Below are 13,239 nucleotides of genomic sequence, written 5' to 3' on the forward strand. Positions count from 1 at the left end.
CGTTGTACCCCATAGCCGATGGTCCCACGGTGCGCGGCGCGCAACAAGCCGATCCGGCCCGTTCCCAGGCGGCGCACAGCAACCGGGCCCGACCGTAGGATTGAGGCCATGTCCAAGGTCCTCTCCTCCCTCCCCGTCGGCGAGCGCGTCGGCATCGCCTTCTCCGGAGGCCTCGACACGTCGTGCGCCGTCGCGTGGATGCGGCACAACGGCGCCGTGCCCTTCACGTACACCGCCGACATCGGGCAGTACGACGAGCCCGACATCGACGCGGTGCCCGGCCGTGCGAACGAGTACGGCGCGGAGGCCGCGCGCCTCGTCGACGCAAAGGCGTCGCTCGTGGAGGAGGGCCTCGTGGCCCTCGCGACGGGCGCGTTCCACATCCGCTCCGGCGGCCGCACCTACTTCAACACGACGCCGCTCGGCCGTGCCGTGACCGGCATGCTGCTCGTGCGCGCCATGAAGGAGGACGGCGTCGAGATCTGGGGCGACGGATCGACCTACAAGGGCAACGACATCGAGCGGTTCTACCGCTACGGCCTGATGGCCAACCCCGCGCTGCGCATCTACAAGCCGTGGCTCGACCAGCGCTTCGTCACCGAGCTGGGCGGCCGCAAGGAGATGTCGGAGTGGCTCGTCGAGCACGGCTACCCCTACCGCGACGCCACCGAGAAGGCCTACTCGACCGACGCGAACATCTGGGGCGCGACGCACGAGGCGAAGACGCTCGAGCACCTCGACGAGTCGATGGAGATCGTGCAGCCCATCATGGGCGTGCGGTTCTGGGACGAGTCGGTGTCGATCCCGACCGAGGACGTCGCCATCCGCTTCGAGGCCGGACGGCCGGTCGCCATCAACGGCGCGGAGTTCCCGGATGCCGTCGCGCTGGTCATGGAGGCGAACGCGATCGGCGGTCGCCACGGCCTCGGCATGAGCGACCAGATCGAGAACCGCATCATCGAGGCGAAGAGCCGCGGCATCTACGAGGCGCCGGGGATGGCGCTGCTGCACATCGCCTACGAGCGGCTCATGAACGCGATCCACAACGAGGACACGGTCGCGACCTACCACGAGCAGGGTCGTCGGCTCGGTCGCCTCATGTACGAGGGCCGGTGGCTCGACCCGCAGTCACTCATGCTGCGCGAGTCGATCCAGCGCTGGGTGGGCTCGTCGGTCACCGGCGAGGTCGTGCTGCGACTGCGCCGCGGCGAGGACTACACGATCGTCGACACCCGGGGCGAGGGCTTCTCGTACCACCCCGACAAGCTGTCGATGGAGCGCGTCGGCGACGCCGCGTTCGGTCCGGAGGACCGCATCGGCCAGCTGACGATGCGCAACCTCGACATCGCCGACTCGCGCTCGCGGCTCGAGGCCTACGCCGCAGCCGGGCTCATCGAGGGCGAGACGAAGGCGCTGCTCGGCGCCCTCGAGGCGGGCCGCGCCGACGAGATCGTCGCGTCGCCCACCGACGACCCCGAGGCGCTCGAGCAGTGGAACGACCGCGCGGCGATGGATCTGGGCACGGACTAGCGCCCGGAGGGCGCTCGATCGGGCGCAGAGAGGGCCGCGCAGGGCTAGTCGATGAGCGGCTGCCCGCGCCCCTCGAGCACCGCCAGGTAGGTTGCGAAGCCGCCGTCGACGCGGCTGCGAGTGCGATCCGACGTGCGCACCGGGGCTCGTCGTCGAAGGTCGAGCACCGCGCCGTGCGCACGAAGCCGGGCGACGAGGTCCACGTCCTCGTGAAGCCGCATCGGCGCGACGCCGCCCACGCGAGCGAGCGCGTCGGCCCGCACGCCGAGGTTCGCGCCCTGCACCGCCGCTCCGGCCGGCAGGGCGTCATGCGCGGCGTGCCACGCCTCGAGCACGCGCTGCGGCAGGTGCGAACCGTCGGGCACGACGCGTCCGATGTGCAGGTCCGCACCGTCGTGCGCGGCCGCGACGTGGTCGAGCAGCCAGCGTGCCGGCACGGTGCTGTCCGCGTCGGTCATGGCGATCCACGTCGCCGCAGGTTCGGCGTCGGGCCAGCGGGCGAGCCCGTGCTGGATCCCGGCGCGCCGCGCCTCACCCACGGCGGCCGCCTCGATCTCGACCACCTCGGCGCCCGCCGCGCGGGCGGTCATTGCGGTCGCGTCGACGCACGCGTCGGCGACGACGACGACCGCCGTCTCGATGCCCGGCTGGCGTGCCGCGAGCGCTGCGCGAGCGACGTCGATGCTCGCGATGCACGCTCCCACCGTCGACGCCTCGTCCCGCGCCGGCACGATGACCAGCACGCGAGCGATCGGCGTCACTCCGGCACCAGCACGTCGAGCAGGAATGCGTCGTCGCGGTGCTCGACCACTCGCCGCAGGCCGCGGATGCCCGCGGCGAGCGCGTGCACCTCCTCGGCGGAGCGGCGCATGTCGTCGCTCTCGCCTCGCCAGTGGCACAGCACGAGGTGCGCGCCACGGTCGCGGGCCTGCTCGACGACGTGCAGCAGGTCGGCGTCGGCGATGTACGAGCCGAGCTCGCTCAGCACGACGAGGTCGACGTCGGCGGCGGGCAGGCCGTCGGCAGCGGTGCGGTGCTCGACCCACGCGTTCGGCGCATCCGCGAGCGTGCGGCGCGCCTCGGCGAGCGCCGGCACCGACGCGTCGACGCCGAGTGCCCCGTCGCAGCGGGCGGCGAGATCGGCGGTGAGCGTCGCCGTGCCGCAGCCGACCTCGACGGCGAGCCGGTAGCGCTCGTCGGGCAGCGACGCGAGCACGAGGCTGCGCTTGCGCCGCTCGTACCAGGACGAGCGCGTCGACCACGGGTCGCCCACCGACGCGTAGCGGTCGTCGAACGCGGTGCGCTCGGCGGACGGAGCGAGCACCAGCCACTCGTCGCCCGCGAAGCGCTCGAGCATCGCCGAGGTGAGCACGACGCGGTCGGCCGGGTGCGACGAGAGCGGCGCCACCTGCGATCGATGCGCGGCGATCGCGCGCACCTTCGCGTCGCGCGCGTCGACATCCAGCGGCACGCGGCGCACCGGCATCCCGTCGAACAGCCCCGGCTCGCCCCAGAGCCAAGCCCAGATCGGCGACCACGCGCACGCGCGCCCCGCCTCGCGAGCGACGGCAGCCACGGCGTCGCCCACCGCCTCGTGATCGGGGTGACCGTCGCGCGACCAGGGCGCGAGCACGAGCGCGTCGTCCGGCAGCGCCGCGACGATCGGCGCGACCGCGGCCACGAGCTCGCGTCGGTGGGCCTGCAGGGCTCCATCGGGGAGCCCCAGCCGGATCAGCCGCGCCCCCACGCCGGCGAGCGCCTCCTCCTGCTCGGCCCGACGACGCTCGGCGAGCGCCGCCGGCTCGAGCGTCGGAGAGCCGGGGTGCGAGCCCTCGCCGTCGGTCGCGACGACCACCGTGACGGGGATGCCTCGGCGAGCGGCAGCGTGCATCGAGCCGAAGGCGCCGAGCACCTCGTCGTCGGGATGCGCGGCCACGACGAGCAGCGCGCTCGGCGACCGCTCGAGCGTGGGCGCATCGCGCAGCGCGGCGCTGCGCAGCCACTCGTCGTGCGGCGTGCCGGCATCGTCGCCCTCGAAGCGCGGAGGACCGCTCGTCACCACGCGCTCCGTCCTCCGGCGGCCATCGCAGCGACCGCCTCGCCGAGCGAGGCCTGGTCGCGCTCCGCGTGGTGCTGGCGCACGTAGAGCTGCAGGTCGGCGACGCGGCGGGCGTGCTCCGCCTCCAGCGCGAGCGGGGCAGGGCCGAGTGCCCGGCCGACGCGCGCGAGCACCTCGTCCACCGCGCGGGCGACGATCCCGCGCGTGCGCAGCGCGAGCGTTCCGGGGTCGACCGACGCGTCACCTGCGTCGATGCGCCGGGCGGCGTCGGCGAGCGCCAGCCGCGACGCCGTGAGCGCCTCGTCGACCGCACCGAGGTGCGCGAGCCGCAGGGGCGCATCCGCCGTCGCACCGAGGAGGCGCCGCGCGATCGCGACCGCGCCGCCGTGCCAGCAGGCCGCGACGCCGATGCCGCCCCAGGCGAAGCCGGGCCGCCGCAGGTACCAGCCGGGCTCCCCGACGGGCTCCGCCGCGGCGCCGTCGAAGCGGACCGGACCGGACGGGATGCCGACCAGTCCTCGCGCGTGCCACGCCCCCGGCACGACCCGGACGCCGTCCTGCCGCAGGTCGACGTCGACGAGCACGCGCTCCTCGCCCTGCCACGCCGAGACGAGCGCGCGATCGAGGCGGTCGGCGAGCGAGCACCACGGCTTCTCGCCCGCGAGCCGCCCCTCGCGCAGCTCGAGCCGACTGCCGGGGCCTTCCGCCGCGAAGACACCGTACGCGCCGGGCCGAGGGGCGACACCGGCCTCGGACAGGATCGCGACCGCGTCGAGATGCGGCTCGATCGCGCGCGCGACCTCGAGGTCATGGGCGCCGAGCGTGGCGAGCACCTCGAGCCGCTCCGCGGTCCGGCCGCTCGCGGGCAGCGGCACCGCGGCGGCGATCGCCGGCGCCATCGTGAGCGCATCGGCGACAGTGGCGGGCAGCGCACCGATGCTGCGATGCAGCGCTCGGGCACCCTCGCCGCGGTCGATGTCGACGTCGAGCGAGGGGGCAGCGGGCACCGCTCCATTGTTCACGCTCGTCCCCCACGTGGCCTGTGCTGACCGAAGGCGCCGGGCGAGGACGGCCGTTGACCCGCTTGCTCGGCAGTGCCACGGTGGACGCACGTCATGAGGCAGCGCGGTGAGCGCACATCGAAGGGGATGATCACCGTGATCAGGTTCCGATCCTTGGCAGTCGTCGCGGTCGCCGGGTGCGCGGTCCTCGGCACGGCGGCACCGGCCTCCGCCGCGGTCGTGCGGAGCACGATCGTGATCCCGCTCGCGGGCGGCATCATCGACGAGGGCTGCACGGAGCCGCTCATGTACACCGGCGGCGAGGTGCGCTTCACCGAGCAGGAGGTGACGAGCGCCTCGGGCGGTGTCGTCACGCAGCTCCGCATCCGCACCGTGCACGCCACTGCCGTGGGGCTCGAGACGGGCGTCGAGTACGTCGACCGGACGATCATCCATCAGGGCGTGCACGGCAACGGGACGTTCTTCGAGACCCAGTACGCCGACGGGTCCCATGGCGTCAACATCACGGCCCGCATCCGGCTGGCATCCCCGGGCACCGACGCGCCCGAGCTCGTGATCCGCGACGACTTCCACCTCCGACGGGTCGAGGGGCTCGACGTGGAGCCGCGCATGGTCGTCGAGCGGTCGTTCACCAGCTGCGAGTGAGCTCGCACAGCGCGCCCGGCCCTCAGGCCGTCCCCCAAGGCCGCTGTGCTGTACTGAGCGGGTGAGCGATGCGCTCGAGCAGTTCTCCCCCGCGACCCGCGCGTGGTTCTCCGGCGCGTTCTCCGCCCCGACGGCCGCGCAGTCGCAGGCGTGGGCGGCGATCGCTCGCGGCGAACACACCCTCGTCGTCGCCCCGACCGGGTCGGGCAAGACCCTCGCGGCGTTCCTCTGGGCGCTCGACCGGCTGCAGCGCGAGGATGCCACACCCCACGAGGAGCGCGAGCCGGGCGTTCGGGTGCTCTACGTGTCGCCGCTCAAGGCGCTCGCCGTCGACGTCGACCGCAACCTGCGCGCACCGCTCGCCGGCATCGCGGCGCGCGGGCGCGCGGACGGCGCCGAGCCGCCGCAGATCCGCATCGGCCTCCGCACCGGCGACACGCCGCAGGAGGAGCGCCGGGCGCAGGCGAAGCATCCGCCCGACATCCTCATCACGACGCCCGAGTCGCTCTTCCTGCTGCTCACGAGCCGGGCGCGCGAGACGCTCCGCACCGTCGAGACCGTCATCGTCGACGAGGTGCACGCCGTCGTGCCGACGAAGCGCGGCTCGCACCTGGCGCTGAGCCTCGAGCGGCTCGACGCGCAGCTGCAGCGACCCGCGCAGCGCATCGGCCTCTCCGCGACCGTGAAGCCGGCGGAGGAGGTCGCCGCGTTCCTCGGCGGCCCGGCGCCCGTCACGGTCGTGGCGCCGCCGAGCGAGAAGCGCATCGAGCTGACGATCACCGTCCCGGTCGACGACATGACCGACCTGCGCGGCCCGCAGCGCGAGGAGGCGGCGCCGACGGGCAGCGCATTCGGCGCGACGAAGCCCGACCAGCCGTCGATCTGGCCGCACATCGAGCGCGAGGTGCTCGAGCTCGTCGACCGGCACCGCTCCACGATCGTCTTCGTGAACGCCCGGCGCGCGGCCGAGCGGCTCACCGCGCGACTCAACGAGCTCGACGCCGAGCGGCTCGACGAGGCAGAGGCGGCGCCGCCGGCGGATGCGGCGGCAGGCCGAGCGGGCAGCGGCGTCATCCTGCGCGACGTGAGCGAGCACATCCGGCTGCGGCTCGCTGAGCGCGCCGCAGCGCGCGACGCGGCCGGCCCCGACGCCGAGGCGCCGCCGCTCGCGCGCGCCCACCACGGCTCGGTGTCGAAGGAGCAGCGCAGCGAGATCGAGGATCAGCTGAAGTCCGGCCGGCTCCGCTGCGTGGTCGCGACCTCGAGCCTCGAGCTCGGCATCGACATGGGCGAGGTCGACCTCGTCGTGCAGGTCGAGGCCCCGCCGAGCACCGCGAGCGGCCTCCAGCGCGTCGGCCGCGCCGGGCACAACGTCGGCGACGCCTCGCGCGGCGTCATCATCCCCAAGCACCGCGCCGACCTCCTGCACGCCACGGTCGTCGCCGACCGGATGGCGCGCGGCGAGCTCGAGCCGATCCGCATGCCGCGGCATCCGCTCGACGTGCTCGCGCAGCAGACCGTCGCCGCCGCGGCGATGGACGAGCTCGTGGTCGACGACTGGTTCCAGACCGTGCGGCGGGCGGCGCCCTTCGCGCAGCTCTCGCGCGGCGCCTTCGACGCGACCCTCGACCTCGTCGCGGGCGTCTACCCGAGCGACGAGTTCGCCGAGCTGCGGCCGCGCGTCGTGTGGGACCGCGAGGCAGGCACGATCACGGGTCGCCCGAGCGCGCAGCGCATCGCCGTCTCGAGCGGCGGCACGATCCCCGACCGCGGCCTGTTCGGCGTGTTCCTCTCGGGCCAGGAGGGGAAGCCCGGCGCGCGCGTCGGCGAGCTCGACGAGGAGATGGTCTACGAGACGCGGACCGGCGACGTCTTCGCGCTCGGCGCGACGAGCTGGCGCGTGGTCGACATCACGCACGACCGCGTGCTCGTCGTGCCGGCCTTCGGCGAGGTCGGCAAGCTGCCCTTCTGGCACGGCGACAACGAGGGCAGGCCCGCCGATCTCGGCGCCTCGATCGGCCGCGCGACCGCCGCCCTCGCGGCCGGCACCGGCTTCGAGCTGACGCACTCCGACGAGCGCGCCCGCCGCAACCTCGAGGCGTATGTGCGCGACCAGCTGGCCGCGACCGGAGCGGTGCCGACCGATCGGCAGATCGTCGTCGAGCGCTCGCGTGACGAGCTCGGCGACTGGCGGCTCATCGTCCACTCCCCCTACGGCCGCCGCGTGCACGCGCCCTGGGCGCTCGCGATCGACCGGCGGCTGCGCGAGGACCGCGACCTTGGTGCAGCGGCGATGGCGTCCGACGACGGCATCGTCATCCGCATCCCCGACTCCGATGCGGAGCCGCCCGGCTTCGACCTGCTGCGCTTCGAGCCGGACGAGCTCGAGCGCATCGTCGAGACGGAGGCCGGCGGCACCGCGCTGTTCGCCAGCCGGTTCCGCGAGTGCGCGGCCCGTGCGCTGCTGCTGCCGAAGCGCGACCCCGCGCGCCGCGCCCCGCTCTGGCAGCAGCGGCAGCGCGCCGCGCAGCTGCTCGACGTCGCCAAGCGCTACCCGGACTTCCCGATCGTGCTCGAGGCGCTGCGCGAGGTGCTGCAGGACGCCTACGACCTGCCGGCGCTGCGCTCGATCGCGGAGCGGCTGCAGCACGGCGACATCCGCGTCGTCGAGGTCGAGACACCCAGCCCGTCGCCGTTCGCGCACCACCTGCTCTTCGGCTACGTCGGCGCGTTCCTCTACGAGGGCGACGCCCCGCTCGCCGAGCGCCGCGCGGCTGCGCTTACCCTCGACCCGACGCTGCTCGCCGAGGTGCTCGGCACGACGGCGCTGCGCGAGCTGCTCGACCCGCTGGTCGTGGAGCGCATCGAGCTCGAGCTGCAGCGGCTCGCGCCCGATCGGCGGGCGCGCGGCGTCGAGGGCGCGGCCGACCTGCTGCGGCTGCTCGGACCGCTCACCGTCGGCGAGCTCGCGGCGCGACTCGAGGGAGCCGGCGACGCGGCGCTCGACGAGGCCGGCGCCGCCGCCCTCGCCGCCGAGCTCGTGGATGCGCGGCGCGCGGTGCGCGTGCGGATCGGCGACGAGGAGCGCGTGGCGGCGATCGAGGACGTCGCGCGGCTCCGCGACGCGCTCGGCGTGCCGCCGCCGCCTGGCGTGCCGTCGGCGCTGCTCGAGACGGTGCTCGATCCGATCGGCGACGTCGTCGCCCGCCACGCGCGCACGCACGGACCGTTCACCGTCGAGGATGTCGGCGCCCGGCTCGGCCTCGCACCCGCCGTCGCGCGCTCGGCGCTGCGCGCGCTCGAGGCGCAGGGCCGCGTGCTGCCCGGCGCCTACCGACCGGGCGGCAGCGGCGAGGAGTGGATCGACGCGCAGGTGCTGTCGAAGCTCAAGCGCCGCAGCCTGCAGGCGCTGCGCAGCGACGTCGAGCCCGTCGACCACGCCGTCTTCGCCGACCACCTGCTCGCCCACCAGCACGTGACGCGGCCGCTCACCGGCAGCGACGGGCTGCTCGAGGCGCTCGACGGCCTCGACGGCCTGCCGCTGCCGCTGAGCGCGCTCGAGACGCTCATCCTGCCCTCGCGCGTGAAGGGCTACCGGCCCTCGATGCTCGACGAGCTGACCGCGAGCGGCCTCATCACCTGGGCCGGCGCGGGCGCGCTGACGGGCAAGGACGGCCGCGTCGTGCTGCGTGCGGCAGACGGGGTGGCGCAGCGCCGCGACGTGGGCCACGACGACCCGGAGGCCGCCGCGATCCTGGCGGCGCTCGCCGAGGGCGGTGCGCTCTTCGCCCGCCAGCTCGGCGACATGGTCGCGCTCGACCCCGCTCGGCTCGCGGAGGTGCTGTGGCCGCTCGTCTGGGCCGGCCGGGTCACGAACGACACGATCGCGCCGCTGCGCGCCCACCTGCTCGGTGCCCGCGCCCGCGCGGCGCCCGCCCCGAGCCGGCGCGCCTCGCCCGCGAGCCGCCGCCGCATCGGCCTCGCGCGCCCATCCCGGAGCGACGCGATGCCGCTGCTCGCGGGCCGCTGGCTGCTCGCGTCGAGCCCGGCAGGGGCGCCGACGGAGCTCGCGGCGCAGACCGCCGACGCGCTGCTCGCGCGCTACGGCGTCGTCACCCGCGGCAGCGTCGTCGCCGAAGACGTGCCGGGCGGCTTCCACGGCGTCTACCAGGTGCTGAAGGCGTTCGAGGAGGCCGGCCACACCCGCCGCGGCTACTTCGTCGACGGCCTCGGCGCCGCCCAGTTCGCGGATGCGCCGGTCGTCGACGCGCTCCGCGCCCGCCAGTCGAGCGGTCCGACCGACGCGATCGCGACGGTCTCGGCCGTCGACCCGGCGAATCCGTTCGGGGCAGCGCTCCCCTGGCCCGAGCCTCGCGGCGACCACCGGCCGACCCGCCGCGTCGGTGCCTTGACGACGATCGTCGGCGGCCGCCCGGTGCTGCACCTCGAGCGGGGCGGCAAGTCGCTGCTCACGTTCGTCGACGACGAGGACGTGCTCGTGCGGGCGCTCGAGAGCCTCGCCGATGCCGTCGCGCGGCTCGGCGGTCGCCGCCGGGTGCTCGAGCAGGTCGACGGCCGCTCGTCGCTCGACGCCGACCTCGCGCCGATGCTCGAGCGCGCGAACCTGCGCCGCACCCCCCGCGGCTACCGGATCGGCCCGTGACCCGCGTGATGCTCAACGTCGCCGGTGGTCGCACGAGGCGCTCTGGCCGACGCGCGACCACTGGCGACGTTGAGAAGAGGGGGCGCTGATGCCTGAGGGCGACACGATCTATCGCGCCGCGGTCAACCTCGGTGCCGCGATGGCGGGGCGGACGCTCGAGCGCAGCGACTTCCGGGTGCCGTCGCTCGCGACCGCGGACCTCTCGGGCGAGCGCATCGAGGAGGTCCGGAGCGTCGGCAAGCACCTGCTCATGCGGGGCGAGCACTGGACGATCCACTCGCACGCCGGCATGGACGGCCTCTGGCACGTGCTCGCGCCGGGCGGCCGCGCGCCGGTCGCGAGCCACACCATCCGCGTCGTGCTGTCGACCGCCGAGCACGACATCGTCGGGTCGAGCCTGCCGGTGCTCGAGCTGCTGCCGCGCGCGGGCGATCTCGCGACGCTCGACTACCTCGGCCCCGATCTGCTGGATCCCGCCTGGGACGACGCGATGGCGGCCGAGGCGGCGCGGCGGCTGCGCGCCACGGATGCGCCGGTCGGCGTCGCCTTGCTCGACCAGCACGCGGTCGCCGGGCTCGGCAACGTCTTCCGCGGCGAGCTGTGCTTCCTGCGGGGCGTGCATCCGGTCACGCCGATCGCGCAGGTGGACGTCGAGCCGCTCGTCGCGCTCGCGCGGCGGCTGATGGTCGCGAACCGCGATCGCACCGAGCGGACCTTCACCGGCGATGCGCGGCGCGGCAAGCGGACGTGGGTCTACGGCCGCGGCGGCCAGCCGTGCCTGCGCTGCGGCACGCGCATCCGCGATGCGCAGCTGGGCCTCGAGGACGGCATGCTGCGCCAGGTGCAGTGGTGCCCGCGGTGCCAGCCGGAGCCGTCCGCCGCCTGATCCATCGCCGAGCTTCCCGGAACTCGGGGATTCTGGCGGGAGAACCGGCTGTTCAGGGAAGTTCGGCGTGCACGAGCTGGCGGCGCTCGCGGGCGACCTCGTCGCGGGGGCGCGACGACGTCGTGACGATCGCCGCTGCCGCGCCGAGCGCGGCCGCGAGGCCGACGCTCCACCACGGCAGTCCGGGGATCGGCGGCATCTCGAGCAACGGGTCGTCCGCCGACGGGTTCGGGATGCGCTCTGCGGTCACGAGGATGCGGTGGCTGTTGATGCCGAGCGGCGTGCAGGTGATGAGCGTGAGCAGATCCTGCCCCGGCACGGGGAACAGCGAGTGGGTGTCGCTCGGCTCGACGACGCGCGTGGCCGACACCCGATAGGTCAGCAGCTCGCCCGCGACGTCGATCTGCACGAGGTCGCCGACGCCCACCTGATCGAGGTTCGTGAAGAGCGTCGACTCGGGCAGCCCTCGGTGGCCGGTGATGACTGCGTGCGTGTCGGCACCGCCGACCGGCAGCGCCGTGCCGAACAGGTGGCCGACGCCCCGGCGCAGCACCTCCTCGGAGGTGCCGTGGTAGATCGGCAGGTCGACGCCGATCGCCGGCACGCGCACGCGGGCCATGACCTCGTGCTCGTCGCCGGCGAGCTGGGCGCGGTAGTCCGCCGCCGCCTCACCGGTGGTGTCGGAGGCCCGCTCCAGGTCGGGCTCGACGATCGCGCCGCCCGTCAGCGTCTCGTTGTAGGCCTGCGCGGACGCCAGCGCAGCACGCTGGGCGGCGCCGTCGGTGTGCTCGACGACGGTCGCGTAGTCGCCGAGCAGCTGCGACTGCCGCAGCTCGGCGAACCACGCGGCCGTCGCCGGGTAGAGCATGATGCACGCGCCGGAGACGAGCAGCGCGACGACGCCGAGCGCGCCGCGCGTCGCGCGTCGAGTCCGTCGCATCCGCGGCACCGATCCCCTCCGGTCGTCGTGCATGAGCGCTGGGAGGCCGCGTCGCCGCGGCCTCCCAGCACCGGGTCAGTCCTGCTTGGCCGTGCGGCGTCGACCGACCTGCACGAGCAGCGCACCGAGCGCCACCGCGAGCAGCGCGCCGCCGCCGATCAGGAACGCGGTCTGGCCCGCGCCACCCGTGACGGGCAGCTCGAAGGCCGGAGCCTGCGCGTTGGCGATCTGCAGCTCGACCGCGGATGCGACCGGACCGGCGATGACGGCGAACGACCGCGGCGTGGCGTCGAGCACGTAGCCCGTCGGTGCCTCGATCTCGGTCAGCGTGTAGACCTCGCGAGCAGGCGTCGTCCGGAGGCCCGGGATCGTGTAGCTGCCGTCGACGGTGATCGTCTCGAGCACGGTGCCCGCGCTGTTGCGCAGCTCGAAGACCGCGCCGTCGAGCAGCGCCGCCTCGTCGCCGAGCGCGTGCTTGACGATCACGGCCGCACCCCAGTAGCTGATCTCGGTGTCGGACGGGAACGGCGCGGCGAAGGCCGTGTCGTTGACGTACAGGTTCGCCGAGTTCTCGATCGTGCCGTCGCCGAGGGCGGTGACCGTCGTGACGAGCGCGATCTCGAGCGTCTGGCCGCCGCTCGCGTTGAGCAGCGTCAGGCCGGCGGGCAGGAACGTGATCGTGACGAGCCCGTCGACCTCGGTGAGCGAGTAGTGCGTGCCGAGCACGAGCGTCGTGGTGCCGAGCCTGAGGGTCGTCGACTGCAGGTCGAGGCGGGTCGCGTCGAGCTGGTCGGTGACGATGAACGACGAGATGGTGTCGCCCTCGCTCTGGCGGGGCACGAGGACGTCGATCGTCCAGGTGATGTCATCGCCGAGCTCGTAGGCGTCCTCGTCGTCGAGCGACATGGTGATGTCGGTCAGCGACGCCTTGGGGTAGACGTGCACGTCGTAGAGCCACTCATCGCCCTCGATGGGCGTCGGCACCGAGACGAGGAACGGCTGCGTCGGCAGCGCGACCTCGTTGCCGCCGACCGCGGTCGGCTGCACGAGGTAGACGCCGATCTCGAGGCCCGTGAACGTCGCGACGCCGGCGCTGTCGGTGGTGTCGGGCGTGCCCGCGGCGAGCGGGTATGCGATCGAGTCGCCGATGACCTCGCTCGCGGTCAGGCCGCTCGCGGTCGTCCAGCCGGTGTTGGAGGAGAGGTCGATCGACGTGACGCGCTGCGCGTTGAACGTCACGCCGGCGAGCGGCGTCAGACCGCTCGTGCTGGGGAGCGGGCGGCCGTCGCTCGGCGTGCCGGTGGTGGCCGGCTGCTCGAACATGTGGACGGTGATCGAGCCCGTCTGGTCGGGGTCGATGTTGGGGGCGGCGGACGCCGGCGCGATGACGCCCATCGCCGCGAAGGCGCCGACGGCTGCAGCCGCGAAGCCCGCGACGAGGCGTGCGCCCCTCGGACGGGTGGTGGTGTGCATGGTTTCTCCTTGGGTGACGAC

Annotated in this window: 9 protein-coding genes; 4 read left to right on the forward strand and 5 right to left on the reverse strand. The window is 74.4% G+C overall.

Annotation, left to right across the window (positions count from 1 at the left end):
- Positions 1-108 precede the first annotated feature (108 nt).
- Positions 109-1,530 carry an argininosuccinate synthase gene (gene argG, locus ACVWW9_RS03780; protein ID WP_456514434.1) on the forward strand — a complete coding sequence of 474 codons (1,422 nt, stop codon included), beginning with the start codon at positions 109-111 and terminating at the stop codon, positions 1,528-1,530.
- A 44-nt stretch (positions 1,531-1,574) separates the two neighbouring features.
- On the opposite strand, the gene ACVWW9_RS03785 is transcribed toward argG, so the two are convergent.
- From ACVWW9_RS03785 to ACVWW9_RS03795, 3 genes are read right to left on the reverse strand one after another with little or no spacing between them, the layout of a single operon-like run.
- Complete coding sequence (locus ACVWW9_RS03785) at positions 1,575-2,273, reverse strand: glycosyltransferase (RefSeq protein ID WP_354258253.1); 699 nt, start codon at positions 2,271-2,273, stop codon at positions 1,575-1,577.
- 14 nt (positions 2,274-2,287) lie between these two features.
- Entirely contained in the window at positions 2,288-3,589 is a 1,302-nt protein-coding gene (locus tag ACVWW9_RS03790; protein WP_354258250.1) for a PIG-L family deacetylase, read from the reverse strand.
- The gene (locus ACVWW9_RS03795) at positions 3,586-4,596 is read right to left on the reverse strand and encodes an acyl-CoA dehydrogenase (protein ID WP_354258247.1); all 1,011 of its coding nucleotides are present in this window, start codon (positions 4,594-4,596) and stop codon (positions 3,586-3,588) included. The genes ACVWW9_RS03790 and ACVWW9_RS03795 overlap by 4 nt, the downstream gene beginning before the upstream one ends.
- A gap of 168 nt (positions 4,597-4,764) precedes the next feature.
- Between ACVWW9_RS03795 and ACVWW9_RS03800 the strand changes: the two genes are divergently transcribed.
- From ACVWW9_RS03800 to ACVWW9_RS03810, 3 genes are all read left to right on the forward strand, one after another.
- Positions 4,765-5,256, forward strand: a complete 492-nt coding sequence (locus tag ACVWW9_RS03800; protein WP_456514435.1) for a hypothetical protein — start codon at positions 4,765-4,767, stop codon at positions 5,254-5,256.
- 61 nt (positions 5,257-5,317) lie between these two features.
- The gene (locus tag ACVWW9_RS03805; RefSeq protein ID WP_354258243.1) at positions 5,318-9,919 is read left to right on the forward strand and encodes an ATP-dependent helicase; all 4,602 of its coding nucleotides are present in this window, start codon (positions 5,318-5,320) and stop codon (positions 9,917-9,919) included.
- 88 nt (positions 9,920-10,007) lie between these two features.
- A complete protein-coding gene (locus ACVWW9_RS03810) occupies positions 10,008-10,805 on the forward strand; it encodes a DNA-formamidopyrimidine glycosylase family protein (RefSeq protein WP_456514436.1) in 798 nt (265 codons plus the stop codon).
- A 52-nt stretch (positions 10,806-10,857) separates the two neighbouring features.
- Here the strand turns inward: ACVWW9_RS03810 and ACVWW9_RS03815 are convergent, their stop codons facing one another.
- Both ACVWW9_RS03815 and ACVWW9_RS03820 read right to left on the reverse strand, forming a co-directional pair.
- A complete protein-coding gene (locus ACVWW9_RS03815) occupies positions 10,858-11,745 on the reverse strand; it encodes a class C sortase (RefSeq protein ID WP_456514437.1) in 888 nt (295 codons plus the stop codon).
- 75 nt (positions 11,746-11,820) lie between these two features.
- Complete coding sequence (locus tag ACVWW9_RS03820) at positions 11,821-13,218, reverse strand: SpaH/EbpB family LPXTG-anchored major pilin (RefSeq protein ID WP_456514438.1); 1,398 nt, start codon at positions 13,216-13,218, stop codon at positions 11,821-11,823.
- Between the last annotated feature and the right edge of the window lie 21 nt (positions 13,219-13,239).

This window comes from Agrococcus sp. UYP33 (assembly GCF_054060915.1).